The sequence below is a fragment of the Streptomyces sp. MspMP-M5 genome, assembly GCF_000373585.1.
Taxonomy (GTDB): Bacteria; Actinomycetota; Actinomycetes; order Streptomycetales; family Streptomycetaceae; genus Streptomyces.
On the sequence record NZ_KB891879.1, the window covers coordinates 1 to 26024 of the forward strand.

Annotated in this window: 21 protein-coding genes and 1 tRNA gene; 6 read left to right on the forward strand and 16 right to left on the reverse strand. The window is 73.8% G+C overall.

Going from position 1 to position 26024, the window contains the following annotated elements:
* Position 1: 1 nt before the first annotated feature.
* The 7 genes from B073_RS0109025 to B073_RS0109055 all read right to left on the reverse strand — a co-directional run bounded on the left by B073_RS0109025 (position 2) and on the right by B073_RS0109055 (position 7099).
* Positions 2-805, reverse strand: a complete 804-nt coding sequence (locus B073_RS0109025) for an ABC transporter ATP-binding protein (RefSeq protein ID WP_078507948.1) — start codon at positions 803-805, stop codon at positions 2-4.
* A 16-nt stretch (positions 806-821) separates the two neighbouring features.
* Positions 822-1751: an ABC transporter permease gene (locus B073_RS0109030; RefSeq protein WP_018537763.1), complete on the reverse strand. Its 930-nt coding sequence runs from the start codon at positions 1749-1751 to the stop codon at positions 822-824.
* Between the two features lie 76 nt (positions 1752-1827).
* A complete protein-coding gene (locus B073_RS0109035) occupies positions 1828-2718 on the reverse strand; it encodes a glycosyltransferase family 2 protein (protein WP_026247207.1) in 891 nt (296 codons plus the stop codon).
* A gap of 14 nt (positions 2719-2732) precedes the next feature.
* Positions 2733-3512 carry a CDP-alcohol phosphatidyltransferase family protein gene (locus B073_RS0109040; RefSeq protein WP_051093966.1) on the reverse strand — a complete coding sequence of 260 codons (780 nt, stop codon included), beginning with the start codon at positions 3510-3512 and terminating at the stop codon, positions 2733-2735.
* Positions 3490-4551, reverse strand: coding sequence for an iron-containing alcohol dehydrogenase family protein (locus B073_RS0109045; RefSeq protein ID WP_018537766.1), 1062 nt, complete (start codon positions 4549-4551; stop codon positions 3490-3492). Before B073_RS0109045 ends, B073_RS0109040 begins: the two co-directional genes overlap by 23 nt.
* Positions 4539-5282 (reverse strand): sugar phosphate nucleotidyltransferase, encoded by a 744-nt coding sequence (locus tag B073_RS0109050; RefSeq protein ID WP_018537767.1) that lies wholly within the window; start codon positions 5280-5282, stop codon positions 4539-4541. Before B073_RS0109050 ends, B073_RS0109045 begins: the two co-directional genes overlap by 13 nt.
* Positions 5279-7099 carry a DUF5941 domain-containing protein gene (locus B073_RS0109055; protein ID WP_026247208.1) on the reverse strand — a complete coding sequence of 607 codons (1821 nt, stop codon included), beginning with the start codon at positions 7097-7099 and terminating at the stop codon, positions 5279-5281. The genes B073_RS0109050 and B073_RS0109055 overlap by 4 nt, the downstream gene beginning before the upstream one ends.
* Positions 7100-7530: 431 nt before the next feature.
* Here B073_RS0109055 and idi point away from each other — a divergent pair, with 431 nt between their 5' ends.
* Positions 7531-8142 carry an isopentenyl-diphosphate Delta-isomerase gene (gene idi, locus B073_RS0109060; RefSeq protein WP_018537769.1) on the forward strand — a complete coding sequence of 204 codons (612 nt, stop codon included), beginning with the start codon at positions 7531-7533 and terminating at the stop codon, positions 8140-8142.
* Here the strand turns inward: idi and B073_RS0109065 are convergent.
* The 4 genes from B073_RS0109065 to B073_RS0109080 form a co-directional block, all read right to left on the reverse strand.
* Positions 8117-8608, reverse strand: a complete 492-nt coding sequence (locus tag B073_RS0109065) for an ATP-binding protein (protein ID WP_018537770.1) — start codon at positions 8606-8608, stop codon at positions 8117-8119. The genes idi and B073_RS0109065 overlap by 26 nt on opposite strands.
* Positions 8609-8821: 213 nt before the next feature.
* Positions 8822-9409: an HdeD family acid-resistance protein gene (locus tag B073_RS0109070; protein ID WP_018537771.1), complete on the reverse strand. Its 588-nt coding sequence runs from the start codon at positions 9407-9409 to the stop codon at positions 8822-8824.
* Between the two features lie 141 nt (positions 9410-9550).
* Positions 9551-9624 (reverse strand) — tRNA-Met (locus tag B073_RS0109075).
* A gap of 81 nt (positions 9625-9705) precedes the next feature.
* On the reverse strand, positions 9706-11358 hold the full coding sequence (locus tag B073_RS0109080; RefSeq protein ID WP_018537772.1) for an ABC-F family ATP-binding cassette domain-containing protein: 1653 nt from the start codon (positions 11356-11358) through the stop codon (positions 9706-9708).
* A 53-nt stretch (positions 11359-11411) separates the two neighbouring features.
* On the opposite strand from B073_RS0109080, the gene B073_RS0109085 reads away from it, so the two are divergent.
* Positions 11412-12182, forward strand: coding sequence for an enoyl-CoA hydratase/isomerase family protein (locus B073_RS0109085; RefSeq protein WP_018537773.1), 771 nt, complete (start codon positions 11412-11414; stop codon positions 12180-12182).
* A 75-nt stretch (positions 12183-12257) separates the two neighbouring features.
* On the opposite strand, the gene B073_RS0109090 is transcribed toward B073_RS0109085, so the two are convergent.
* Together B073_RS0109090 and B073_RS0109095 are read right to left on the reverse strand one after the other, a co-directional pair.
* Positions 12258-12929: a DJ-1/PfpI family protein gene (locus tag B073_RS0109090; protein ID WP_018537774.1), complete on the reverse strand. Its 672-nt coding sequence runs from the start codon at positions 12927-12929 to the stop codon at positions 12258-12260.
* Positions 12930-12979: 50 nt separating this feature from the next.
* A complete protein-coding gene (locus B073_RS0109095) occupies positions 12980-13939 on the reverse strand; it encodes a GlxA family transcriptional regulator (protein WP_018537775.1) in 960 nt (319 codons plus the stop codon).
* A 144-nt stretch (positions 13940-14083) separates the two neighbouring features.
* Between B073_RS0109095 and B073_RS0109100 the strand changes: the two genes are divergently transcribed.
* From B073_RS0109100 to B073_RS0109110, 3 genes are all read left to right on the forward strand, one after another.
* Entirely contained in the window at positions 14084-14956 is an 873-nt protein-coding gene (locus B073_RS0109100; protein ID WP_018537776.1) for an SCO6745 family protein, read from the forward strand.
* Between the two features lie 140 nt (positions 14957-15096).
* Positions 15097-17541 carry a Tex family protein gene (locus B073_RS0109105; RefSeq protein ID WP_018537777.1) on the forward strand — a complete coding sequence of 815 codons (2445 nt, stop codon included), beginning with the start codon at positions 15097-15099 and terminating at the stop codon, positions 17539-17541.
* 403 nt (positions 17542-17944) lie between these two features.
* Positions 17945-19138, forward strand: coding sequence for a Cmx/CmrA family chloramphenicol efflux MFS transporter (locus B073_RS0109110; protein WP_037811284.1), 1194 nt, complete (start codon positions 17945-17947; stop codon positions 19136-19138).
* 52 nt (positions 19139-19190) lie between these two features.
* On the opposite strand, the gene B073_RS0109115 is transcribed toward B073_RS0109110, so the two are convergent.
* On the reverse strand, positions 19191-21146 hold the full coding sequence (locus tag B073_RS0109115; RefSeq protein WP_018537779.1) for an FUSC family protein: 1956 nt from the start codon (positions 21144-21146) through the stop codon (positions 19191-19193).
* Positions 21147-21397: 251 nt separating this feature from the next.
* Between B073_RS0109115 and B073_RS0109120 the strand changes: the two genes are divergently transcribed.
* Entirely contained in the window at positions 21398-22453 is a 1056-nt protein-coding gene (locus B073_RS0109120; RefSeq protein WP_078507940.1) for an FAD-dependent oxidoreductase, read from the forward strand.
* Positions 22454-22532: 79 nt separating this feature from the next.
* Here B073_RS0109120 and B073_RS0109125 read toward each other — a convergent pair whose 3' ends face one another.
* Both B073_RS0109125 and B073_RS0109130 read right to left on the reverse strand, forming a co-directional pair.
* Positions 22533-23876, reverse strand: a complete 1344-nt coding sequence (locus B073_RS0109125; RefSeq protein ID WP_018537781.1) for a M14 family zinc carboxypeptidase — start codon at positions 23874-23876, stop codon at positions 22533-22535.
* 77 nt (positions 23877-23953) lie between these two features.
* Positions 23954-25915 (reverse strand): Xaa-Pro dipeptidyl-peptidase, encoded by a 1962-nt coding sequence (locus tag B073_RS0109130; protein ID WP_051093967.1) that lies wholly within the window; start codon positions 25913-25915, stop codon positions 23954-23956.
* Positions 25916-26024 lie beyond the last annotated feature (109 nt).

Genomic DNA, 26024 nt, shown 5'->3' on the forward strand with positions numbered 1-26024 from the left:
GCTATTTGCCCGTCTCCTTCTCGTACGCCTTGATGACCTCGTCCGTCGGGCCGTCCATCAGCAGCTCGCCCCGCTCCAGCCACAGCACGCGGTCGCAGGTGTCCCGGATCGAGTTGTTGTTGTGGCTGACGAGGAAGACCGTACCCGCTTCCTTGCGCAGTTCGCGGATGCGGGCCTCGGAGCGCTTCTGGAAGGCGCGGTCGCCGGTGGCCAGCGCCTCGTCGATCAGCAGCACGTCGTGGTCCTTGGCGGCCGCGATGGAGAACCGCAGCCGGGCCGCCATACCGGACGAGTAGGTCCGCATCGGCAGCGAGATGAAGTCGCCCTTCTCGTTGATGCCGGAGAATTCGACGATGCCGTCGTAGCGCTCGCGGACCTGCTCGCGGGACATGCCCATCGCCAGACCGCCCAGGATGACGTTCTTCTCGCCGGTCAGGTCGTTCATCAGGGCCGCGTTCACGCCCAGCAGCGAGGGCTGGCCGTGGGTGTAGACCTTGCCGCGCTCGGCGGGCAGCAGCCCGGCGACCGCCTTGAGGAGCGTCGACTTGCCGGAGCCGTTCGAACCGATCAGGCCGATCGACTCGCCGCGGTAGGCGGTGAAGGAGACCCCCTTGACCGCGTGCACCTCCCGCACGCCCACAGAGGGGCGCCGCCGGACGATCCGGTTGAGCGCCGCGGTGGCGCTGCCCTTGCCCGCACCGGTGCCGTAGACGCGGTACACGATGTGCAGCTCGTCCGCGATCACGGTCGGGATGCGCTCCTGCGCCGGCGTCGTCGACTGGACGCCTTCCACCTGCTGGGCCACCTGCTCGGCTACCTGCTCAGCCACGTCCGTACCGCTCCTCAGCCTTCCAGAAGTACACAAAGCCCGCGACGCCGACCAGCAGCGCCCAGCCGACGGCGAACGCCCACACGTGCGGCGGGAGCTGGCTCGCCTTGAAGCTGTCGATCAGCGCGAAGCGGATCAGGTCGATGTAGACCGCGGCGGGGTTGCCGTAGAGCAGCACCTCGACCCAGTGCGGGACGTGCTTGCCCTTCATGATCACGCTGATGCTGAACATCACGCCGGACGCGTACATCCACGTCCGCATGATGAAGGGCATCAGCTGCGCCAGGTCCGGGGTCTTGCTGCCGAGCCGCGCCATGATCATCGCCAGGCCGGTGTTGAACACGAACTGGAGCAGCAGCGCGGGCAGCACCAGCAGCCAGGACCAGGTGGGCACCTGCCCGAAGGCCAGCAGGATGACCACCAGCACGCCCATGGAGAACAGCAGTTGCTGGAGCTGCATGAGACAGAACGAGATCGGCAGGCAGGCTCGCGGGAAGTGCAGCGCCCGCACCAGGCCGAGGTTGCCGGAGATCGCCCGCGTACCGGCCATCACCGAGCTCTGGGTGAAGGTGAAGATGAAGACACCGGTCACCAGGAACGGGACGTAGTCCGGGACGCCCTTCCGGGTGCCGATCAGCAGGCCGAAGATGAAGTAGTAGACGAGCGCGTTCAGCAGCGGCGTCGCCACCTGCCAGACCTGGCCCAGCTTGGCCTGGCTGAACTGCGCGGTCAGCTTGGCGCTGGAGAAGGCCGAGATGAAATGCCGGCGGTGCCACAGCTGGCGGATGTACTCCGTAAGGCCGGGCCGGGCCCCGCTCTGCGCCAGCCCGTACTTCTGGGCACGCTGAAGGGGCGTGAGTCCTTCGTCGGCGGATGGCGGGGCACTCATGGCGACCGCACTGTCGTGCGTGGTCTCGCTCACAGTTGACACTTTCGTCCTCAAGGTGCGCTGCCGGGGACGCCCCGGCTCGCGCCTGATGCTCTCAGATACGAGCTTGTCAGATGATGGGAGGGCGGCCCAGCCGGCTCAGTCGCCAAACGGTAGCCCACTTCATGGGGCGCCGGGGACCGCACGGGGTGGCCCAGCCCTCGCGGAAACCGCCCAGCCAGGCCCGGAGCCCCGGCAGCGACGGCCGGCGGGCGAGGGTGAGCAGGAACCAGACACCGAGGTAGACCGGAACCAGCGGGGCGGGGAGGTTGCGGCGGGCCAGCCAGACCCGGTTGCGGGCCACCATCCGGTGGTAGACCGCGTGCCGGGCCGGGGCCGTGGTGGGGTGGTGCAAAATCATGTCCGCCCGGTAGTCGACCAGCCAGCCGGCGTCGAGCGCGCGCCAGGCCAGGTCGGTCTCCTCATGGGCGTAGAAGAACTCGTCGGGCAGGCCGCCGACCTGGGCGAACACCGCGGTGCGGACCGCGTTGGCGCCGCCGAGGAAGGTGGTCACGCGCGAGGAGCGCAGCGGGTCGGAGGCGCGCAGCCGGGGGACGTGCCGGCGCTGGGTCACGCCGGTGTCCGGGTCGGCGATCCGGAAGCTGATGATCCCCAACTCCGGGTCGGCGGCGAACGCCTCGCGGCACAGCTCGGCGGTGTCGGCGCGGGGCAGCAGTCCGTCGTCGTCGAGGAACATCAGGGCATCGACGACGAAGCCGTCCCGGCCGTCGGTTCGGAACGCCTCGATGCCGACGTTGCGGCCGGCCGGTATGCCGACGTTCTCCGGCAGCTCGACGGTCCGCACCACCAGCCCGGGCACGGCCAGCTCGGGCAGTGGCGCGCCGTTGCCGACCACCACCACCTCGATCGGCTCGCCGTCCTGTTTGGCGACGGACTCCAGCAGCGCGCGCAGCTCGTCGGGGCGGTTGCCCATGGTCAGGACAACCGCACCGAGCCGCATGGTGGCCGCCGCGGTCACTTGAGCCTGCTGGAGGCGAGGATGGACACGAGGTGCAGCAGAGTCTGCAGCAGCGCGATGCCGGCCAGCACCGCGACGCCGAGCCGGGAGAAGAACAGGTCGCCGCGCACCGCGTCCACGACCGCCAGGACCAGGATCAGCAGGGACGCCTCGATGCCGAGGATCAGCCGGTGGAACTTCAGGGCCGCGGCGGCCCTACGGGCCAGCGCCATGCCGGAGGAACGCGGCTCGGCCGCCGCCTCCTTGACCGGCGGCAGGCCGCCCTGGTGGCGGGCGACGCCGACGAGGTCGGTCTCGGCCTTGATCAGGATCGCGCCGAGGGCGGCCAGGGTGCCCAGGAACGCCCAGAGCCAGTCGATCCGCCCGGGGCCCCACAGGTCCGCGGCGCGCAGGCCGAAGCCGACGAGCACCGCGGCGTCGCAGAGGTAGGCCCCGACCCGGTCGAGGTAGACCCCGCCGAGCGAGAACTGCTTCTTCCAGCGCGCGACCTCGCCGTCGATGCAGTCGAAGAGGAGGTAGAGCTGCACCATGACCACGCCGAGCACCGCGCCCCAGATGCCCGGCACCAGCAGCGCCGGGGCCGCGAGCACGCCGAAGACGGTCATCACGTAGGTCAGCTGGTTGGGCGTGACCCGGGTGTTGACCAGGTACCGGTCGCAGCGGAGCGAGATCTCCCGCATGTAGAGGCGGCCGGCCCAGTGCTCCCCGCTGCGCCGGTCCTTCACGCCCTCGGGGTGAACGACCGGGCGGAGCTCAGCTACTGATGGTTTCGGCATAGTCGGCGTATGCGTCCCTGATCTGGTCGGTGGACAGGTCCAGGTGCTCCAGGATCGTGTAGCGCCCTGGACGGGTCTTCGGGGCGAACTCGACGGCCTGCACGAACTCCTCGTCGGTGAAGCCCATGTCGCCCGGGGTGACCGGCAGGCCGTGGCGCTGGAGCACCTCGACCATCAGCGCCGAGGTCTCCCGGTCGCCGCGCAGGTGGGTGGCGAAGGCGGCGCCGAGGCCGCACTGCTCGCCGTGGCTCGCCGCCCGCTTGGGGAAGAGGATGTCGAAGGCGTGGTTGATCTCGTGGCAGGCGCCGGAGGCCGGGCGGCTGTCGCCGGCCACCGACATCGAGATGCCGGTCAGCACCAGGCCCTCGGCCAGCACCTGGAGGAAACCGTCCTCGCCGACGCCGCCGGGGTGGCGGAGCACGGCCTCGCCGGCCTGCCGGGCCATGGCCGCGGCCAGCCCGTCGATGGCCTCGCCGGTCTCCCGGTGCGACAGCTCCCAGTCCGCGACCGCGGAGATGTTGGAGATCGCGTCGCCGATGCCGGAGCGGACGAAGCGGACCGGGGCCTCGCGGATGATGTCGAGGTCGATGACCACGGCGATCGGGTTGGGCACGCCGTAGGAGCCGCGGCCCGCGTCGTTGTCGAGGGTGGCGACCGGCGAGCACAGCCCGTCGTGCGAGAGGTTGGTGGCGACCGCCACCAGCGGCAGGCCGATGCGCGCCGCGGCGAACTTCGCACAGTCGATGATCTTGCCGCCGCCCAGGCCCACGACCGCGTCGTAGTGCCCCTTCTTCATGGCGTCGGCGAGCTTGATCGCGTCGTCCAGGGTGCCGCCGCCGACCTCGTACCACTCGGCGCCCGGCAGGGCGGGGGCCAGCCGCCGGCGCAGCCGGGCCCCCGAGCCGCCGCTGATCGCGATGGCGAGCTTGCCGGAAGCCGAGATGCGCTGGTCGGCCAGCAGACCCGCCAGGTCGTCCAGGGCGCCGGCGCTGATGTCGACGACAACCGGGGACGGGATGAGGCGGGTCAGTACTGGCATGCGATGTCACGGCCCTTCGCGAGGTCGTCGTGGTTGTCGATCTCGACCCACTTGACGTCGCCGATCGGCGCCACGTCGACCTTGAAGCCGCGGTTGACCAGCTCCTGGTAGCCGTCCTCGTAGTAGAGGTCGGGGTCCCGCTCGAAGGTGGTCTTCAGGGCGTCGGCCAGCTCGGCGGCGGCCTCGCCCTCGATGAGGGTGACGCCGATGTACTCGCCGGTCGCCTCGGCGGGGTCCATCAGCTTGGTGATCTTCTGCACGCCCTTCGCGGGGTCGGTGACGACCTTCATCTCCTCGTCGGCGAGCTGCTTGACGGTGTCCAGCGCGAGGATGATCTTCTGGCCGTTGCCGCGGGCGGCGAGCAGCGTCTTCTCGACGGAGACCGGGTGCACGGTGTCGCCGTTGGCGAGGATCACCGAGTCGTGGGCCGCGATGACGTCACGGGCGCACCACAGGGAGTAGGCGTTGTTCCACTCCTCGGCCTTGTCGTTGTCGATGAGGGTGATCTTGAGGCCGTACTTCTGCTCCAGGGCCTCCCGGCGCTCGTACACGGCCTCCTTGCGGTAGCCGACGATGATCGCGACCTCGGTCAGGCCGATCTCGGCGAAGTTGCCGAGGGTCAGGTCGAGGATCGTGGTCTCCCCGTCGACCGGCACCAGAGCCTTGGGCAGGGTGTCGGTGTAGGGGCGCAGACGCCGTCCGGCGCCGGCGGCCAGCACGAGGCCGATCATGCGGGTTCTCCTTCATCGTGTACGGCGGGTGCACCGTGTGTGTGGGCGGCCACCCAGAAGCGGATGCTCTCGGCGAGCACCAGCAGCGCCAGGACCACAGCGAGTGCCGTGAGCGCGATCGTGAAACCTGTGGCGGGCAGCAGGGCGGCCAGGACGGTGATCACGAGGATCCGTCCCTCGTGCCCGCCGGTCGCCCGGACCAGCCACCGCGGTGGGGCCCCGGTGCCACCGCGGATGCGGTAGACCGTGTCGTAGTGATGGTAGGCGACCGCCGCGATCAGCCCGTACGCCGCGGGCAGCGCTCCGTGGACGTCCGCCCGGGCGGCCAGCACCAGGACGGTGAGGTACTCGCCGGCCCGGAAGAAGGGCGGGACGAGCCAGTCCAGGGCGCCCTTGAGCGGGCGGGACAGCGCCGCGGCGGCCAGCAGCGCGGAGCAGACCGCGACGCCGACGGTGAGCCACGAGGCGGGGCCCGGCTGGGAGATCACCCATACCAGCAGCACCGCGGACGAGAGAAACGCCATAACGGGTGCCAGGAGGGAACCGCTCCGGGCCCGGCCCCGGCCGCCGCCGGTGAGCAGCTCGACCAGCGGCCCGTAGTCGGCGAGGTCCGCGAGTGCGCGGGCAGCCCGGTCGGTGCGCCGGGCGCGGCGGGCCCGGGAGCGCAGCACCCGGCCGGCCGTGGTGTAGCAGGCGGCCAGCGCGCAGCCGACGAGCAGGGCGTAGAAGACGATGCGCGGGGTGGTCAGCGCGGTCAGCACGGCGATCATGGCCCAGCGTTCGCCGATGGGCAGCACGATCATGCGGCGCACCCAGACCGTCCAGCCGACGCTGTCGAGCCGGTCGGAGAGCGCCACCGCGGGGCCGGCCGCTCCGGCGCCGCCTTCGAATTCGCTGCCCTCGTTGAAGGCAAAGTCGACGACGTGCCGGCAGGTCTGGAGGATCATCGCGCCGAGCGCCAGCGCCCACACGTCGTCGCCGCCCCGGGCCGCCCCGAGGGCGAGCCCCGCGTAGTACGCGTACTCCTTGGCGCGGTCGAAGGTGGCGTCCAGCCAGGCGCCCAGCGTCGAGTACTGGAGCGAGTAGCGGGCGAGCTGCCCGTCGGTGCAGTCCAGGACGAAGGAGAGCAGCAGCAGCACGCCGGCGGCGACGAAGCCGCCGCGGGTACCGGTGGCCGCGCTGCCCGCCGCGATCAGCGCGGTGAGCAGGGACGCGGTGGTGACCTGGTTGGGCGTGAGGCCGCGGCGCGCGCACCAGCGGGCGAGGTAGCGCGAGTAGGGGCTGATGCAGAAGGTGGTGAAGAAGCCGTCGCGGGACTTGACGGCGGTGCGCAGCCGGACCGCCTCGTCGTCGACGGCGGCGACCGCCTCGCGGGCCTCCTCCCGCTGGGCGGGGGTCAGCGCGAGGGTGGCGACCAGGCTGCCCGGCTCGACGCGGTGCAGGCCGATGTCGGCGCGGTCGAGCGCCTCGGTGAGGGTGTCGGTGAGCATGTCGGTCAGGTGGGCGGTGCCGGCGCCGACCGGGATGCGGCCGGCCGCGCGGTCCAGCGCGGCGCGGGCCCCGGCCTGGACCGAGAGCACGCCGGGCACCGCGGCGGCCGGGAAGCGGGGGTCGGTCAGGGCGAGCCGCAGGGCGTGCAGGTGGCCGACGAAGCGGGGGTCCACCAGGGCGACCCGCTCCTGGGCGGGCACCTCGGCGAGCAGCGCGGTGGCGTCGGCGGGGTCACCGGCCGTACGGACGTCAAAACCCAGTGTGCGCAGGTCGGCTTCGAGCGACGACCCGGCGACCGGCGGACCGGTGAGGATGGCGGTCGACAGACGAACTCACTCCTTGGATGCTGACGAGCAGCGCCGGTCGGTCCGCATTCGGCACGAACTACCCGGGCGGCGGGCGTGGCACACCCGGTCCCTGGGGGCGGGAGGCACGTCGGCAGAGGCTATCCGATCGCGGGATGCGGCCGTTCACCACGTATTCACCACTCGATCGGGTGACCGTCGGCTGAGCCTGCCGAGATCATCATGGTGGATCGGGGCGGGCCGGAACAACTGGCCGCCGGCTCGGGTGCCGGTTATGCGGGGGCTGGTCACGGTTGCCGGGGCGGTGCTGTGGCGAGGGCCATGCCGGGGCGCGCGCGGCTCCCGGGGCGGCGTGCGCGGTGCGTGGACGCGCGGCGGCGGGCGGTGCTCTGCCAGTGATAGGAGTGCTGGTGGGGCAGACTTGACGTCGACGACCGACGACAAGGATGGGCATGCCGATCACACCTGCCAACGCACAGACCGCCGGAACCTCTGCGGTGGGCGCGCCGGGCGGCGCCGCCGAGCCGATCATGCTGGAGCTGGTCGACGAGGACGGCGCGACGATCGGCACCGCGGAGAAGCTCGCGGCGCACCAGCCTCCGGGGCAGCTGCACCGGGCGTTCTCGGTCTTCCTCTTCGACGAGAAGGGGCGGCTGCTGCTCCAGCGCCGGGCGCTGTCGAAGTACCACTCCCCCGGCGTGTGGTCCAACACCTGCTGCGGGCACCCGTATCCGGGCGAGACGCCGTTCGCGGCGGCGGCCCGGCGGACCGCGGAGGAGCTGGGCGTGGCCCCGGCGCTGCTGGCCGAGGCGGGGACGGTCCGCTACAACCACCCCGATCCGGCCTCCGGTCTGGTGGAGCAGGAGTACAACCACCTGTTCGTGGGGCTGCTGCGGGCCGAGCCTGCGCCGGATCCCGAGGAGATCGCCGAGTTCGCGTTCGTCACGCCGGAGGAGCTGGCCGAGCGGCATGCCCGGGTGCCGTTCTCCGCGTGGTTCATGACCGTGCTGGACGCGGCCCGTCCGGCGGTCCGCGAGCTCACCGGACAGTCGGCGGGCTGGTAGCGAGCGGGGCCAGCGGCAGCTCGGCCCAGATGGCCTTGCCGCCGCCCGGCGTGTGCTCCACGTCGCACTTGCCGCCCGCCTCCGCGGTGAGCACCTTGACCAGCCACAGGCCGCGGCCGCCGACGTCGTCCTCGTCCGCCTCCAGTGCCTTGGGGCGGTAGGGGTGGTCGTCCTCGACGGCGATCCGCAGCCAGTTGGCGCCGATGGTGAGCTGGACGGCGATCTGGGGCGAGAGCAGCGCGGCGTGCCGGACGGCGTTGGTGACCAGTTCGGAGACGATCAGCAGCAACCCGTCCAGGATGGCGTCGGCGACCGGCACACACTGTTCGACGAGCAGATCCCGGACCGCGTGGCGCGCGTGGGGCACCGACGCCTCCAGTGCCGGGGCGGTGAACCGCCAGACACCTTCGTACGCGAGCGGGGAGGTCAGCTCCTCGGGGGGTTCTGCGGGGGGTCCGGAAGGCATCCTCACAGGACGAGTGTTGAGAATGGTCCGGTCCGGGCCGGGCTCCTGAACGCAAGTCAGCGCCTATCGACGGCATTTGGCCGATTCTGGCGGATTTGATGGGGCGCGCGACGCGTTGCGGCGGCTTTCCTTCGCGTTTCTTTGCCGAAGCCGGGAGCCGGGCGCCGGACCCCCGCGGAAACCGCCGCGGCCGGGGTAGGGATCAAGCCACGATCACCCCGCTCTGCCGCCCTCCACCATACCGATCACGCGCCGGCCGCCGATCCCCATGGCGAGCAGGCCCAGCCCGTCGAAGAGCAGCGCCAGCGAGAAGAAGCAGCCGATGACGTAGAGGCTGCTCTGCGGCCAGTCGGCGAGCACCAGGATGCCCAGCAGGAGGCCGATCACGCCCTGGAGCAGGGTCCAGCCGAACTGCGGTCCGCGCACCACCACTGCGCCGGCCAGCCGGAACAGTCCGCCGGTCAGGAAGAGCAGGGCGGCGAACATGGTCAGCGCGGCGGCGCCGGCGTCGGGCCGGCGGATCACCACCACGCCGGCGGCGATGTTCAGCGCCGCGACGATCACCGCGAGCCAGAAGAAGTTGGAGCCGCGGGACTGGACGGCGTGCGCCAGCCCGACCACGCCGCCGATCAGCAGCAGCCAGCCGAAGAGCAGCATCGTGGTGAGCGTGGCCACGCCGACGTAGACCAGCCCCACGATTCCGGCCAGGACGAGGACGGCGCCGAGGATCGCGAGCAGCCCGAAGCTGCGCCCCAGCCGGGCCGCCGGACTGCGCCGGGAAGATCTGGACCTGCCGCGCATCGCCGCCTCCTCGCGCAAGGGGACCGTTTTTCCCGGTATACCCCGTATGCGAGGAGAGGGCAGGGTGAGCGGGGCGTGCCATGGAGGCGCCAATGACAGCAGGCCCGGTGCGTGATGCACCGGGCCTGCTGTTCTTCTGAGTAGCGGGGACAGGATTTGAACCTGCGACCTCTGGGTTATGAGCCCAGCGAGCTACCGAGCTGCTCCACCCCGCGTCGGCTCGGATTACCTTACGGGGTCCCGTCTCCAGAGCCAAATCGAAAACCGGAGCGGGCTCTCGGCCGCCTTCTGCCTGGTCAGACCTGCCGGTCGGTGATCCGGCCAGCGTCGACCCCGATCCGGCGCGTGGTGTGCACCGCCGACAGCATCCGGCGGTCGTGGGTGACCAGCAGCAGGGTGCCCGGATACGAGGCGAGCGCGGACTCCAGTTGCTCGATGGCCGGGAGGTCGAGGTGGTTGGTGGGCTCGTCGAGCACCAGGAGGTTGACCCCGCGGCCCTGGAGGAGGGCCAGCGCCGCCCGGGTCCGCTCCCCCGGTGAGAGGGTGCCCGCCGGGCGCAGCACATGGGCCGCCTTGAGGCCGAACTTGGCCAGGAGGGTGCGCACGTCGGCGGGTGCCAGGTCCGGGACGGCGGCCCGAAAGGCGTCCATGAGCGTGGTGTCGCCGTCGCCCCGGAAGAGCTGGCCGCGGGCCTGGTCGATCTCGCCGACCACCACGCCGGGGCCGAGCGCGGCCGCGCCGGAGTCCAGCGGCAGCCGGCCCAGGAGGGCGGCGAGCAGGGTGGACTTGCCGGAACCGTTGGGGCCGGTGATGGCGACCCGGTCCGCCCAGTCGATCTGGAGGTCGACCGGGCCGAAGCGGAAGTCGCCACGGCGGACCACGGCCTGCCGGAGGGTGGCCACCACCGCGCCGGCCCGCGGCGCCGCGGCGATCTCCATCCGCAGCTCCCACTCCTTGCGGGGCTCCTCGACGACCTCCAGCCGCTCGATCAGGCGCTGGGTCTGCTTGGCCTTGGCGGCCTGCTTCTCGGTGGCCTCGACCCGGCCCTTGCGGCCGATCTTGTCGTTGTCGGTGGCCTTGCGGCGGGCGTTGCGGACGCCCTTCTCCATCCAGTTGCGCTGGGTGTGCGCACGGACCTCCAGGGCCGCCTTGGTGTCGGCGTACTCGTCATAGCGCTCGCGGGCGTGCCGGCGGGCCCGCTCGCGCTCCTCCAGATACGCGGTGTAGCCGCCGCCGTAGGCGTTGACCTGCTGCTGGGCGAGGTCGAGCTCGACGACGCGGGTGACCGTGCGGGCCAGGAACTCACGGTCGTGGCTGACCAGGACGGTGCCGGCGCGCAGGCCGGTGACGAAGGTCTCCAGGCGGTCCAGGCCGTCCAGGTCGAGGTCGTTGGTGGGCTCGTCGAGAAGGAAGACGTCGTAGCGGGAGAGCAGCAGCGAGGCGAGCGAGGCGCGGGCGGCCTGGCCGCCGGAGAGAGTGGTCATCGGCTGGTCGAGGCCGACCGCCAGGCCGAGCTGGGCGGCGGTCTCCTCGGCGCGCTCGTCGAGGTCGGCGGCGCCGAGGGCGAGCCAGCGCTCCAGGGCCGTGGCGTAGGCGTCGTCGGCGCCGGGGCGCCCTTCGGCCAGGGCCTCGGTGGTGGCGTCCAGGGCGCGCTGGGCCTCGGCCACGCCGGTGCGGCGGGCGAGGAAGGCGCGGACCGACTCCCCGGGGCGGCGGTCGGGCTCCTGCGGGAGGTGGCCGACGGTGGCGGCCGGCGGGCTGAGCGCGAGGGCGCCCTGCTCCGGGCGCGCCAGCCCGGCGAGCACGCGCAGCAGGGTGGACTTGCCGGCGCCGTTGGCACCGACCAGGCCGATCACGTCTCCGGGGGCGACGACCAGGTCGAGACCGGAGAACAGGACGCGCTCGCCGTGGCCGGCGGCGAGGTCTTTGGCGACGAGGGTTGCGGACATCAGGCGTCGATCGTATCCGGCCACGCGCCCGGCGGTCGCTCTAATATCCGGGCATGGAACCGGGTCTGAAGACGCATGTCGGCGGCGGTACGGCGACCGTCACGATCAGCAACACGGGCAAGCGCAATGCGATGACCGTCCCGATGTGGCGGGAGCTGCCGCCGCTGCTGGCGCGGCTGGCGGGTGACCGCGCCGTGCGGGCCCTGGTGCTGACCGGCGACGGCGGGACGTTCTGCGCGGGGGCGGACATCGGGTCGCTGCGGGACGGGGCGGACGGGTCGCAGGGGCTGGCGGTGGCGGCCGAGGAGGCGCTGGCGGCGTTTCCGCGGCCGACGGTGGCCGCGGTGCGCGGCTACTGCGTGGGCGGTGGCGCGCAGTTGGCGGCCGCCTGCGATCTGCGGTTCGCGGAGGAGGGGGCGCTGTTCGGGGTGACGCCGGCCAAGCTGGGGGTGGCCTATCCGGCGTCCGCGACCCGGCGGCTGGTCCGGCTGGTGGGGTTGTCGGCCGCCAAGTACCTGCTGTTCTCGGGCGAGTTGATCGACTGTGCGCGGGCGCTGCGGACCGGGCTGGTGGACGAGGTGGTGCCCGAGGGCGAGTTGGACAAGCGGGTCGCGGAGTTCGGTGCCGTTCTGGCGAGCCGGTCGCTGCTGACCCAGACCGCGGCGAAGGAGCTGGCCGACGGGACCTGGGACGTGCCGCCCGAGGAGGCGGCGGCGCGCGGGGCGTACTGGGCGGCGCAGGCGCGGGAGAGCGGGGAGACCGCGGAGGGGGCCGCGGCCTTCCTGGAGCGGCGGGCGCCGCGGTTCATCTGGCCCGAGGGGTGAACCGCGGCTGATCGGCGCCTTCTTGACGTGGCGTCATCTATGCGTGCCGATACTCCCACCCTGAGTGACGGTTCGTCACTTCTCCCCGAGGGCCTGATCCCGCCAGCGGTCGCCGGACAGGATGGAGCGGCTGTGTTCCCGCAGGGCGGCAACGACCTCGGCGGGGGCCTTGTCGGGGGCGCCGGCGTCGTAGGGCGGCTGCGGGTCGTACTCGATGCCGAGCTGGATGGTCTGGGCGACGGTGTCGCCGGCGATCCGGCCGGCCAGGGCCAGTCCCATGTCGATGCCGGAGGAGACGCCGGCGGCGGTGACGTACTTGCCGTCGAAGACCACCCGCTCCCCCGTCGGCTCGGCGCCGTAGCCGGGCAGTTGGTCCAGCGCGAGCCAGTGGGAGGTGGCCCGGCGGCCCTTGAGGAGGCCAGCTGCGGCGAGGATCAGCGAGCCGGTGCAGACCGAGGTGGTCCAGGTGGTGCCGGCGTCCACGGCGCGGAGCCACTCGTGCAGCGGGCCGTCCTCCATGAGCGCGTTCTGGCCGGGGCCGCCGGGGACGACGAGGACGTCCGGCGCGGTGACGTCGTCCAGCGTGGCGTCCACGACCACGCCGAGGGAGCCCTTGTCGCTGCGGTGGACGCCCGCGCGCTCGGCGACGAAGACGACCTCGGCGCCCGGGAGCAGGCCGAGGGTCTCGTAGGGGCCGATGGCGTCGAGGGCGGTGAAGCGGTCGTAGAGGAGGACGGCGATCTGCATGGGGTGCCTCGTTCCTGAGTTCCTGGTCGGGTGGTCGGGGTGGCAGTGGTTCAGGGGGGTGGTGCGGGGTGGAAGCGGCGGCGGTACTCGGCCGGGGAGGCGCCGAGGACGCGGAGGAAGGCGCGGCGCATCGCCTCGGGGGTGCCGTAGCCGCAGTGCCGGGAGATCTGCTCGATGCCGTCGGCGGTGTCCTCCAGGCGCCGCCGGGCGGCCTCCAGACGGACCCGGTCGACGTAGCGGCCGGGGGTCATGCCGGTCTCGTCGCGGAAGGCGCGGGCGAAGTGGCGCGGGGAGAGCCGGGCGCGGCCGGCCAGGGCCTCGACGGAGAGGTCCGCGGCCGGGTGCTCGGTGATCCACTGCTGCACGTCGCGCAGCGGGCGGCGCTCCGCGGTCTGCGCGGCGAGCTGGGCGCTGAACTGGGTCTGGTTGCCGGGCCGGCGGAGGAAGACGACGAGGTGGCGGGCGACGGCCAGCGCGAGGTCGCGGCCCAGGTCCTCCTCGACGAGGGCCAGTGCCAGGTCGATGCCGGCGGTGACGCCCGCGGAGGTCGCCACGGTGCCGTCGCGGACGTAGATCGGCTCGGGGTCGACGCGGACCGCCGGGTAGTCGGCGGCGAGGTCGGCGCACAGGCTCCAGTGGGTGGTGGCGCGGCGGCCGTCCAGCAGGCCGGCCGCGGCCAGCAGGAAGGCGCCGCTGCACACCGAGACCTGGCGGCGGGTCCGCGGGGCGTGCGTGCGCAGCCAGTCGACCAGCCGCGGATCGGGGTTGCCGGTGCCGTAGCCGCCGGGGACAAGGAGGGTGTGCGGGGGCTCGGCGGCGGCCAGCGCGAGGTCGGGGACGAGGGTGAGGCCGCTGGTGGTACGGACCGGGGCGCCGTCCAGGGTGGCGGTGCGGATGCGGTAGGCGCCCGGGACGCCCCGCCCGGCGCCGTCGAAGACCTCGACCGGTCCGGTCACATCGAGGCTCTGCACGTCGTCGTAGAGGACGACCAGCACGTCGCGCTGTTCCATACCGTTCATCCTGGTCGGCGAGGCGGATGGCGGCAATGACGGGTTTCCCACCTTTCCTGCCATGCGCGGAAGCGGAGCCGGCCTCGGCGGAGTGGGTGCGGACCAGGGGATGGCGCCATACCAACGGGTCGGTAACCTGCTCGCATGACGTCTTCCAGCGCACTGCCCGAACGGGCCGGACGGCACTGCCACAACGCCCTCAACCCCCTCCACTCCGCGCACTACTTCGCCCCGGAACTCTCCGCCGAACTGACCGCGGTGGGCGTGGAGAACAGCCGGGCCGGTTATCTCGCCGCCCGGAGCGCGCCGATGGGCGCGGTGGGTCCCGGGACGGTCACCGCCACCTTCTTCTCCTTCAGTCATGAGCTGGTCGCGCAGCACGTCCCGCAGGTGTGGACGGTCGCCGCGCCGCAGGTCGTCCTGGACGCCCGGCTGCGGGCGGTGGACGGCAGCCTGCGCCGGCAGCTCGGCGCGGAGGCGGTCGGGTCGCCGGAGATGGCGGAGGCGGCGAAGCTCGCCCTGCGGGCCGCCGAGGGCTGCACCCGGTACTCGCGGCCGCTGTACTCCGCCCACGCCGACCTGCCGGTGCCGGACGCCCCGCACCTCGCCTACTGGCACGCCGCGACGCTGCTGCGCGAACACCGCGGCGACGGCCATCTCATCGCCCTGACGGACGCCGAGCTGGACCCGGTGGAGGCCCTGGTCTCGCACACCGCCAGCGGCCGCGGGATGAACTACCGCGGCGTCAAGGCGACCCGCGGCTGGTCGGACGAGGAGCTGACGGCGGCACAGGAGCGGCTGCGCGACCGCGGGCTGCTGACCGCCGGGGGCGAGCTGACCGAGGCCGGTGTGGAGCTGCGCAAGGAGCTGGAGCGGACGACGGACCGGCTGGACCGGGCGCCCTACGAGCACCTGGGGGCGGCGGGCGTGGCCCGGCTGACCGAACTGGCGGGCGCGTTCGCCGCCCTCCTGATGGAGTCCGGGGCGTTCCCCGCCGCCCTGTTCGGCAAGGAGTGACGCATCGGCCCGTCCGGGCCGCCGGGGTGTGGTGCGTCTTCTCACACCCCGGCGTTCCCGGCCGGGCGGTGCGACAGTCCGGGTCGCCAAGCGGCACAATGCAGGCTCAGGAAAGTCGCTGGAAGGCGGGCAGGATCAACGTGACGGCAGCCACTGAGCCCATCGGAACCCTCGGGTCCATCGAAGCGCGGATCGCCGACGAGCTCGGCGTCAGGGAGCGGCAGGTGAAGGCTGCTGTCGAACTGCTCGACGGCGGCTCGACCGTCCCGTTCATCGCGCGCTACCGCAAGGAAGCGACCGAGTTGCTCGACGACGCGCAGCTGCGCTCCCTGGAGGAGCGGCTGCGCTATCTGCGGGAGCTGGAGGAGCGGCGGGCCGCCGTCCTGGAGTCCGTGCGGTCGCAGGGCAAGCTGGACGCCGCGCTGGAGGCGCAGATCCGCGGTGCCGAGTCCAAGGCCCGGCTGGAGGACATCTATCTGCCGTTCAAGCCGAAGCGGCGCACCAAGGCGCAGATCGCCCGGGAGGCGGGGCTGGAGCCGCTGGCCGACGGGCTGCTCGACGACCCGTCGGTGGAACCGTCCGCGGCCGCCGCGGCGTTCGTCGACGCGGACAAGGGCGTCGCCGATCCGGCCGCGGCCCTGGAGGGCGCGCGGGCCATCCTCACCGAGCGGTTCAGCGAGGACGCGGACCTGATCGGCGAGCTGCGCGAGCGGATGTGGTCGCGCGGCCGGGTCGCGGCGAAGGTGCGCGCCGGCAAGGAGGAGGAAGGCGCCAAGTTCGCCGACTACTTCGACTTCGCCGAGCCGTTCACCGAGCTGCCCTCGCACCGGGTGCTGGCGATGCTGCGCGGTGAGAAGGAGGACGTCCTCGACCTCACCCTGGAGCCGGAGGACCCGGCGGAGGCGGGCGAGGGGCCCAGCGCGTACGAGCGGTCCATCGCGCACCGCTTCGGGATCGCCGACCGGGGCCGGCCGGCCGACAAGTGGCTGCAGGACACGGTCCGTTGGGCCTGGCGCACGCGCGTGCAGGTGCACCTCGGGATCGATCTGCGACTGCGGCTGCGGCAGGCCGCCGAGGACGAGGCGGTCCGGGTCTTCGCCGCGAACCTGCGCGATCTGCTGCTGGCGGCGCCCGCCGGGACGCGCGCCACGATGGGCCTGGACCCCGGTTTCCGTACGGGCGTGAAGGTCGCCGTGGTGGACGCGACCGGCAAGGTGGCGGCGACCGAGACGATCTACCCGCATGTGCCGCAGCAGAAGTGGGACGCGGCGCTGGCCACCCTGGCGCGGCTGGCGCGCGAGCACGGCGTCGAGCTGATCGCGATCGGCAACGGCACCGCCTCCCGGGAGACCGACAAGCTCGCCGCCGAACTCATCGCCGCACAGCCGGAGTTGAAGCTGACGAAGGTGATGGTGTCCGAGGCCGGTGCCTCGGTGTACTCCGCCTCCGCGTTCGCCTCCCAGGAGCTGCCGGACCTGGACGTGTCGCTGCGCGGCGCGGTGTCCATCGCGCGACGCCTGCAGGACCCGCTGGCCGAGCTGGTCAAGATCGACCCCAAGTCGATCGGCGTCGGCCAGTACCAGCACGACCTGGCCGAGACCAAGCTGTCGCGGTCGCTGGACGCGGTGGTCGAGGACTGTGTGAACGGTGTCGGTGTGGACGTCAACACCGCCTCCGCGCCGCTGCTCGCCCGGGTCTCCGGCATCAGCTCGGGCCTGGCCGAGAACATCGTCGCCCACCGGGACGGCAACGGCCCGTTCCGCTCGCGCAAGGCCCTCAAGGACGTGCCGCGGCTGGGCCCCAAGGCGTACGAGCAGTGCGCGGGCTTCCTGCGGATCCGGGACGGTGACGACCCGCTGGACGCCTCCAGCGTGCACCCGGAGGCGTATCCGGTGGTGCGCCGGATCGTGCAGGCGGCCAAGAGCGAGGTCGCCGAACTGATCGGCAACACCGCGGTGCTGCGCGGTCTGCGGGCGGCGGACTTCGTCGACGACTCCTTCGGTCTGCCGACGGTCGGCGACATCCTCCAGGAGCTGGAGAAGCCGGGCCGCGACCCGCGGCCGGAGTTTCGGACCGCGACCTTCAAGGAGGGCGTGGAGAAGATCGGCGACCTGGCGCCGGGGATGCTCCTGGAGGGTGTGGTGACCAACGTCGCCGCCTTCGGGGCGTTCGTGGACGTGGGCGTCCACCAGGACGGGCTGGTGCACGTCTCGGCGATGTCGAAGACCTTCGTCAAGGACCCGCGGGACGTGGTCAAGCCCGGCGACATCGTGCGGGTCAAGGTGCTCGACGTGGACATCCCGCGGAAGCGGATCTCGCTGACCCTGCGGCTGGAGGACGAGCCGGGGAAGGCCGCGCCGGCCGGCGGCGGCGAGCGACGCGGTGGCGGTGAACGGCGCGGTGGTGAAGGACGCGGCGGCGAACGGCGCGGCGGCGGCCGGGGCGGTGCGCCGCGGCAGCGGCAGGGCGGCGGCCAGCGGGGCGGCGAGCGCCGTGGCGGCGGCCGGGACGCCGGGCCGGTCAACGACGCGATGGCGGACGCGCTGCGGCGGGCCGGGCTGCTGGACGGCAAGGGCGGCCGCTGAGCCTTCGCGGCCCCGACGGGCGGCGGCGGGACGGGAGTTCCGCCGCCGCCCGTCCGTCGTCTGCTGCTCACTAGGGCGCTTCTGACGGATCTCCGTGGACGCCACGGAGATCCGTCAGAGGCGCCCTAATTGCGTGGACGGCTGCCGGGCCGGGCGGTTAGCCTGCGGATCATGTCCAGCCCCGAGTCCTCAAGACGCTAGCCACCGGGCGTCGTCCGGTGGCCGTTCGTCGTTCTCCGCCACCGGACCGCCTCATCGGGCAGGTCTTGTCATCGCGGTAGCCGGGGCTGCCGCTTCCTTTCACCGGCCGTACCGACGCGCCGTCGGCTCCACCGACGCCGCCCGTCGGCATCCCGTGCCGGACCCATGTGGTTGCGGAGACTTCTCTATGCCATTCGCTTCTGTGCCATTGGCTCTCTACATGCTCGCGCTGGCGGTGTTCGCACAGGGCACGTCGGAGTTCATGCTGTCCGGGCTGATCCCGGACATCGCCGCCGATCTCCAGGTGTCCATACCGGCCGCCGGGGCGCTGACCTCGGCGTTCGCGGCCGGGATGATCGTCGGGGCGCCGCTTATGGCGCTGCTGAGCCGGCGCTGGCCGCGGCGGCGCGCCCTGCTGGTCTTCCTGGTCGCCTTTCTGCTGGTGCACGTCCTGGGCGCGGTGACCACCAGCTTTGCGGTACTGCTGGCGACCCGGGTGGTGGCGGCGCTGGCCAACGCCGGGTTCCTGGCGGTGGCGCTGGCGACCGCGGCGGCGATGGCCCCGCCGGACGCCAAGGGCCGGGCCACCTCGATCCTGTTGGGCGGTACGACGCTGGCCTGTATCGCGGGCGTCCCGGCCGGTGCCGTGCTGGGGCAGGAGTGGGGCTGGCGTGCGGCGTTCTGGGCGGTGGCCGCGGTGTCGCTGCCGGCCGTGGTCGCCGTCGTGGTGTCGGTGCCGGGCGGTCCGGCCGGGTCCGGGGCGGGTGCGCGCGGTGAGCTGCGGGCGCTGCGCCGTCCGCGGCTGCTGGTGACGCTGCTGCTGGGGGCGCTGGTCAACGGCGCCACGTTCTGCACCTTCACCTATCTCGCGCCGCTGGTCACCGGCGTCACCGGCTTCGGTGCGGGCGGGGTGCCGGTGGTGCTGGCGCTGTTCGGGCTGGGCTCGTTCGCCGGTGTCACGGCCGGCGGGCGGCTGGCCGACCGGCGGCCCCGGGCGGTGCTCGCCGTCGGGGGCGGGGCGCTGCTCGTGGGCTGGGTGGTGTTCGCGCTGACGGCCGGGAACGCGGTGGCCGCCGTCGTACTGGTCCTCGTCCAGGGGACGCTGTCGTTCGCGGTCGGCTCCACGCTGATCGCGCAGGTGCTCTACGCGGCGGTCGAAGCGCCCACGCTGGGCGGGGGTTTCGCGACCGCCGCGCTCAACGTGGGCGCCGCGACCGGGCCTTGGTGGGGCGGGGTCGCCCTCGCCGCGGGCTTCGGCTACCGCGCGCCGCTGTGGGTCAGCGCCCTGCTGGTGGCCGTGGCGCTGGCGCTCGGCGGGGCGGCGGAGGGCGTACGGCTGCGGAGGCGTCAGCGGGCGGCCGGCGACGCCGGGAAGGTGCCGGCGCCCGCTCCGTGACGCGCGGGAACCGGGGCCCTGGCCGCGCGGCTCCGCGGCCGGGGCCCCGTGGTCAGCGGGCGGCCGCGTAGCCGCGCAGTCGCTCCAGTTCGGCGGCGACGTCGGTGAGGGTGGCGCAGTCCGGGACCGGGCGCAGTTCCGGCTGCGGGGTGCCGGGCGGGCGGCGGCGGGGGTCCTCCAGGGCGTCGGCCATCGCCAGGAGCGCCTGGCAGAGCCGTGCGGCCTCGTCCGGGCCCGGGCGGTGGGCGCCGCGGTCGAGGCGGACGGCGCAGGCGGTGGCGGCGTCGACGATGCGTTCCGCGGCGGCGACCACGGTCGGCCAGTCGGTGCCGGGGTCGCGGCCGGGGCGGAACTCCGCGGCGGCGGTCTCCGCGGCGGCCCGGGCCTGGGCCAGCGTCCGGTAGGCGTCCCGGCGCAGCGCCAGCCGGCGGGCGGCGACGGCACCGGTTCCGGCCGGGTCGGCGGCGGGCCGGGGCGCAAGGACGTGGTGCAGAAAGCGCTCGGTGCTCCGCAGCGCCTCCGTGACCCGCGGGCCGACCCGGCGGCGCGGGTCGGCCAGCCGTGGCAGATGCCCGACGACGAGCACGATGGCGCAGGCGAGGGAGGTGTCGACGAGTCGCTCGCCGGCGGCCTCGGGGGCGCCTCCGACGTAGACGAAGGACAGCACCATCACGGTGATCGCGCTGGTCTGGAGGGCGAAGTGCCGGGTGGCGAACGGCAGGAGTGCGCCGCCCGCACCGGCGAACACCGCGGGCCACCAGCTCCCGGACAGCAGTGCCGCGGCCGCCGCGAAGACCAGGACACCGGCCGCGGTGCCGGCGAAGCGGTTGACCGTACGGGAGAACAGCGGGCCCAGGTCGGGCTTGACGAGGAACGTGACGGTCGCCGGGAGCCAGTACCAGTGGTCGGCGCGCAGCAGCAGGGCCACCGCCGCGCTGGCGCCGATGCAGAGGGCGACCCGCAGCCCGTAGTCCCGGGCGGCCGGGCCGAGCGCCCCGCGGGTCCCCGTCGGCCGGGCGGGCGGGGTGCGCTCGCCGGTCTCCGGCAGCGGCCGTTCGCGGGCGAAGGCGACCGCGGCGTCCAGCAGGGCGTGGTCGAAGGCACCGCGGGCGGCGGAGCTGTTCTCCGGGGCGGAGAGCCGGCCCGGCGGCTGTCCGGTGCGCAGCGCCCGGGCGAACCGACGAGGGCTCGCGGCGACCCGCGGCGGCAGCGGCCGGGCCTCCCACAGGAGGGCGACGCTGGCCTCGCAGAGCGCGGTGGCCGCGGCGAACCGCTCGGCGAGCAGCAGTTCCTCGGGACGGGCCGGCCGGCGCAGCAGGCGGCTGGTGAGCCGGCGCAGCCGCAGTGCCTCGTCGGCGCGGTCCAGGGCGGCGGTGAGCCGGCGCCGGGCGGGCTCCGCGCCCGGCCCACCGACCGCCGCCAGCGCATCGGCGAGCGCGTCGAAGACCGTGGCGACGACCGCCCGTTCCCCGCTGAGCGGGCCGCCCGCCGGGCGCGGGGAGCGCAGCGCGAGCCGCAGCAGGAGCAGCCACAGGCAGCCGGCGAGGACGTAGAGGGCCTTGGTCCAGGGCGCGCCGGGCAGCGGCATGCCGGCGCCGAGGACGGTGGCGGCCAGCATCTGCATCCCGGCGGTGGAGCGCACCGGGCCGGCCACGCTGCCCGCGCCGGAGACGAAGCCGACCGCGCAGAGCGCCGGCACCGTCCACCAGCCCGCGTCGGCGGCCCGCAGGGAGGCGCCGACCAGCATCCCGAACGCGGTGGCCAGCGCCGGCAGGCCGATGTGGACGATGCCGGTGCGCCGGGTGCCGGGGCGGTCGTTGACGCCCGCCAGCATCGAGCCGAGGGCGGCGAGCACTCCGGCGGCCGGACGCCCGGCGGCGATCCCCACGGCCAGCAGCGGTCCCGCGCACAGCGCGCCGCGGGCCACCGCGGCCCAGGGCACGGGCAGCCGCTGCCAGCGGAAGGGGTGGGCGAGCCAGGCGGGCACGGCGCGCCGGTGGCGGGGCATGGGTCTCCTCGGCGATGGCAGGGGCACGGAATACGGGGCGCGCGGCGCGGGGTCGCGCGGGCGGATCCGAGGGGCGTCATCGGCCGACGGTGCCGGGGCCCGGTGGTGGCGCGGCGCGAGCCGGTCCACCGGGGCCCTACCAGCCTAAGGTCCGGTTCTGTCCGGCCCGCTGCCGGAGGGTTACGCGCGGATCACAGGTGGAGAAGATCACAGGCGGACCATCGGATCCGGGAGCAGGGGAGGCTGCGGAGATGACGAACGAGCGGTCGGGGGAAACGGGCGGCCCGGCGGCCCCGGAGTCGGCACCACCGGAGGTATGCGTGGTCGGCGCCGGGGTGATCGGCCTGACCTCGGCGATCGTGCTCGCCGAGGCCGGGTACGCGGTGCGGGTGGTCGCCCGGGAGGCCGCCGGTGCGACGACCTCGGCGGTCGCCGGCGGCCTGTGCTGGCCGTACCGGATCCGGCCGTACGACGACGCGGTCCGGTGGTCGCTGCGCTCCCTGGAGGTGCTCACCGCCCTCGCCGGTCGGCCGGCGGAGACCGGGGCGCGGCTGGTGACGGGCACCATGGCGGACGGGCCGGGGGCGTCCGGCGCTGACGCGCTGCCCGCCGACGGGCTCGGCGCCTGGTACGCGGCGGTCCCGGGGCTGCGGCGGGCCCGCGCCGGGGAGCTCCCGCCGGGCTGCGCCGCGGGCTGGCGGGCCCGGACCCCGCTGGTGGAGATGCCGGTGCACCTGCGCTATCTGGAGCGGCGGCTGGCGGCGGCCGGCGGGACGGTGGTGGCGCGCCCGGTGGCGTCGCTGGCGGAGGCGGCCGACGGCGTCCGGGCGGTGGTGAACTGCTCCGGGCTCGGCACCCGCGAGCTGGTCCCCGATCCCGCGGTCCATCCCGTCCAGGGGCAGTTGGTGATCGTCGAGAACCCGGGCGTCGAGGAGTGGTTCACCGCCGCCGACGAGGGCGCGGCGGACGCGGCGGACTCGACGTATCTCCTGCCGCAGCCGTTCGGGCTGGTCCTGGGCGGGACGGCGCGGGTGGGGGCCTGGTCGCGGGAGCCCGATCCGGCGGTGGCGGAGGCGATCGTGGCGCGCTGCGCCCGGTTCTTCCCTCGGGTGGCGCGGGCCCGGGTGCTGGCGCACCGGGTGGGCCTGCGCCCGGCCCGCCCGGCGGTGCGGCTCACGGCAGAGCGCCTGCCGGACGGGACGGTCTGCGTGCACAACTACGGCCACGGGGGCGCCGGGGTGACCGTCTCCTGGGGGTGCGCGGACGAGGTCCTGCGACTGGTGCGGGACGGGCTCGCGCCGTCCTGATCGCCTCGGGGGCGCGGTGGCGGCGAACCTGGGGTCCTCCACGGATACCCGTCAGCAGCGCCCTCGCCGACCCGCCCGTTCACCCGTCGTCCCGCCCCTCCACCGGTGTGCCGGCCACGACGGGATGGTCGGCCCGCGCGTCCAGCAGGAGCGGGATCAGGGCGCGCAGCGGCTGGCGGAGCGGGACGGTGGCGCCGCCGTCGGGGTCCCGCCGCCAGTGCACGCCGTGCGCGGCCAGTACGGCTTCGGCGCGGGCGAACCGTGCCGGGTCGAGGCGGTAGGCGCGCGGTGGATGCGTCAAGACGCGGTCCGGGGCCGGGGGTTCGTTGTCGGCGCCGCCGAGGTAGACGGGGCCGCGGTCGGCCAGGCCGGCCGTGCGGGCCACCGCGGTGGCCGCCTCGATGCGTCCGCGGTGCCGGACGAGGAAGGTGAACAGCCCTTTGAGGGCGGCGCGTTGGGAGGTCACACGGCGCCGGTTGTTCCGCGCCGGGTCGGCCTTCTCGGCTGCGGTGAGGGGGTCGACGCGGGTTTCCACGAGCAGCCCGACGGAGCCCTTGATCCCGGCGGTGTTGCGCAGGATGCGCTCCTGGCCGTCGCCGGCGACCTGTTTGACGGGGGCGCCGGTGACGGGATCGGTCCAGATGCCGTAGACGCCGGTGCTGAAACCGGCCGCGCGGGCGGCGGGGGCGACGAAGTCCTCGGACAGAGCGGCCGATTCGCGGTGGACGGGGGCCGCGGTGTTGCGGTTGCGCGGCCACAGGGAGAGCAGGTCCTTGGTGTAGTACGGCGCCTTGGGGGTGTATTCGTGCAGGTCGTAGACGGTGTCGGGGTGGTGGTCGCGGAGCACCGTGGCGATTGCGCGGGCCTCGGGGGTGGTCAGCGCCACATGGTCGCGGTTGATGTCGGTGCCGTCGGCGTTGCCGCGGCTGTCGGCGGCCCGGCCGTCGGGGTTGGCGGTGGGCACGACCAGGACGCCGGTGTGCGCCAGGAGGTTCCGGGTGGCCGGGTCCCTGGCGTAGGCGAGGTCGCGGACGGTGGTCAGGCAGGCTTCGCGGCCGGCGGGTTCGTCGCCGTGCTGGGAGCAGACCAGCAGCACGGAGTCGGCGCGCCGGCCGTCGGCGGGACGCCGGAGGGCGGGGGCGCCGAGGCGGACCAGGCGCAGCGGGCGGCCCTGTGCGGTGGTGCCGATCCGGTCGATGCGGACCGGGGTCGGGGCGCCGGGGGCCCGGGCGACGGCCGCCAGGAACGCCGTCTCCTCGGCCTCGCTGGTCCAGCGGGCGCCGTGACTGGTCTCGAATCCCGTACGGGGCAAGGGAGTTGGGGTGGCCCGGGCGGGTGGGAACGGGTTGAAGGCGACGGTGAGGGCGGCGGCCAGGGTGCCGAGGGCGAGGCCGCGGGAGCGGAGTGAGCCGAGAGGTGCCACGTGGTGCCTCCGGGGTCGGCAGCGAAGGTGGTGGGCCGCCCCGTGCGCGCGGGGCGGCCCTGGCCGGTCACTTCCGGTCAGTCTCCGTACGGGAGCCGGCTGGGGGCCGGCGGCGGGGCGATGCCCTTGAGGGCGGTCCCGGTCGGGCGGAGGGCCGGCGAGGTGCCCGCGGTGGCCCGGGACAGGGCCGGGGCGCCACCGGTCACCGGCAGCCGGGCCGCGGTGCGGGCCAGGTCGAGGGTGAGGGTGGGGCGGGAGGCGGGCGGGTCGATCAGATGGGCGTCGGTGCCGGCCACGATGAGCGCGAGCCGGTGCCCGGCAGGGACGATGTGGTCGCTCGCGGCGAGTTGCAGGGTGAGGGTGTAGGGCTTGCCGGGCGTGAGCGGGTGGCCGTGGCGCGGGTCGGTGGCGTGGCCGAGGTCGGCCCAGCCGCGGCTGAAGACGGTGAAGCCGACCTTGGTGGTGTCGGCCGCGGTGTCCTTGAAGCAGCCGGTGTCGCCGCGGGTGCCGGCGCCCCAGCAGCTGCTGGTGCCGCGGGTGACGATGCCCTCGCCGTCGCCGGCATAGTTGCGGATGGTGTCCGGGCCGAGGTCGACGAGGACGGCGGAGAGGTGGGCGCTGGTGGTGCTGGGGGTGGCGGTGACGGTCACCGTGCCGGCGCCGGAGAGCCGCAGTGGTGCGGTCAGCGGGCCGGTGGTGAAGCCTGCCTTGGCCGGGGTCGGGCGGTCGACGGCGCCGGCCCAGTCGGCCTCGTCGAGCGCCGGGTCGTCGGTGAACGCCGCCTTCTGACCGGCCGGCGCGGGGCGGGCGCCCAGGGCGCCGACGCCGGCGGTGCTGCCGGTGCGCGGGTACAGCGGGACCGTGGCGGTGCCCTTCGCGGGCCAGCGGGCGTCGGTGGTCCAGGTGTCGGGGGCGCGTTCGACGTCGGCCATCGGGGCCCGCTCGATGCCGTTGTCGTAGCCCATCAGGTAGTGGTCGAACCACTGGTGGAGGGTGCGCACCCAGTCGGCGCGGCGGTAGTCGAAGGGGTCGACGTGGCCGGTCTGGGAGAGCCAGATCTTGCGCTGGACGCCGTGCCGGGCGAGCGTGTCCCACCACTGGCCGAAGTGCTTGGTGCGGACGTTGAGGTCCTGCATGCCGTGGACGAGGAAGACGCTGGCGCGGACCTTGGCGGCGGCGCGGACGTAGTCCCGTTCGGTCCACAGGCCGGTCCAGTCGCCGTTGCGCGGGGCGCCCTCCTTGAGCTTGCGCTGGACGGCGGCGCAGTTCTTGTGCGCGGCGGGGCTCTCGACCGCGGCGGCCAGGCCGTCGGGGCCGCCGTCGTAGAGCGGGGCGCCCTGGGCGAAGTAGTAGTCGTACCAGGAGGTGATGCCGGCGATCGGCACGATGGTCTTCAGGCCGGGGACGCCGGTGGCGGCGACACCGTTGGCGATGGTGCCGTCCCAACTCTTGCCGATCATCCCGGTGTTGCCGTTGGACCAGCCGGCGGTGACGGGTTTCCCGCCGCTGCGGGCGGTGTAGCCGCGTCCCCGGCCGTTCAGCCAGTCGACGACGGCCTTGGCGGACTGGACGTCCGAGCGTCCGCCGACGTCGATGCAGCCGTCGGAGCGATTGGTTCCGGCCAGGTCGACGAGGACCGTCGCATAGCCGCGGGGCACGAAGTAGTTGTCGTAGAAGAGCGGGAACTGTACCGGGCGGCCGTGGGCGTCGTAGGTCTTCTTCTGGCTCTCGTTGCCGCGGCCGCAGCAGGAGTAGTAGGGGCTGGCGTCCATGATCACGGGGATTCGGCGGCCCTGGTGGGCGGGCTCGGAGGGCCGGATGATGTCGACGGCGACCCGGTCGGTGCGGCCGTCGCCGTCGCCGTCGAGGCCGGTGTCCACCCAGACCGTCTCGCGAATGGCGCGGTCGTAGGAGTAGACGGGCTTGCTCTCCCGGGGGGCGGGGGCCGCGCTCGCCGCGCCGGGGGCGGCGAGCAGGGCGAGGAGCGCGAGCACGGCCGCGCCGACGAGCGTTTTCCATGGGGTGTGGGGAGGTCCCATACGTATTGTCACGGGCGGACGGTAGCGCGGGTCAACTCCTGTGCAGAAGGGGGTGGTCCGGGACGCATGTCGGCGAGATGTCGGTCATGTGTCGGATGTGGCCATGGAC

Bases quoted from the DNA above. Each gene is read 5' to 3' on its own strand.
- B073_RS0109035 (WP_026247207.1), bottom strand. From the start codon at position 2,718: ATGCGGCTCGGTGCGGTTGTCCTGACCATGGGCAACCGCCCCGACGAG.
- B073_RS0109040 (WP_051093966.1), bottom strand. From the start codon at position 3,512: ATGCCGAAACCATCAGTAGCTGAGCTCCGCCCGGTCGTTCACCCCGAG.
- B073_RS0109045 (WP_018537766.1), bottom strand. From the start codon at position 4,551: ATGCCAGTACTGACCCGCCTCATCCCGTCCCCGGTTGTCGTCGACATC.
- B073_RS0109050 (WP_018537767.1), bottom strand. From the start codon at position 5,282: ATGATCGGCCTCGTGCTGGCCGCCGGCGCCGGACGGCGTCTGCGCCCC.
- idi (WP_018537769.1), top strand. From the start codon at position 7,531: ATGCCGATCACACCTGCCAACGCACAGACCGCCGGAACCTCTGCGGTG.
- B073_RS0109065 (WP_018537770.1), bottom strand. From the start codon at position 8,608: ATGCCTTCCGGACCCCCCGCAGAACCCCCCGAGGAGCTGACCTCCCCG.
- B073_RS0109070 (WP_018537771.1), bottom strand. From the start codon at position 9,409: ATGCGCGGCAGGTCCAGATCTTCCCGGCGCAGTCCGGCGGCCCGGCTG.
- B073_RS0109080 (WP_018537772.1), bottom strand. From the start codon at position 11,358: ATGTCCGCAACCCTCGTCGCCAAAGACCTCGCCGCCGGCCACGGCGAG.
- B073_RS0109085 (WP_018537773.1), top strand. From the start codon at position 11,412: ATGGAACCGGGTCTGAAGACGCATGTCGGCGGCGGTACGGCGACCGTC.
- B073_RS0109090 (WP_018537774.1), bottom strand. From the start codon at position 12,929: ATGCAGATCGCCGTCCTCCTCTACGACCGCTTCACCGCCCTCGACGCC.
- B073_RS0109095 (WP_018537775.1), bottom strand. From the start codon at position 13,939: ATGGAACAGCGCGACGTGCTGGTCGTCCTCTACGACGACGTGCAGAGC.
- B073_RS0109100 (WP_018537776.1), top strand. From the start codon at position 14,084: ATGACGTCTTCCAGCGCACTGCCCGAACGGGCCGGACGGCACTGCCAC.
- B073_RS0109115 (WP_018537779.1), bottom strand. From the start codon at position 21,146: ATGCCCCGCCACCGGCGCGCCGTGCCCGCCTGGCTCGCCCACCCCTTC.
- B073_RS0109120 (WP_078507940.1), top strand. From the start codon at position 21,398: ATGACGAACGAGCGGTCGGGGGAAACGGGCGGCCCGGCGGCCCCGGAG.
- B073_RS0109130 (WP_051093967.1), bottom strand. From the start codon at position 25,915: ATGGGACCTCCCCACACCCCATGGAAAACGCTCGTCGGCGCGGCCGTG.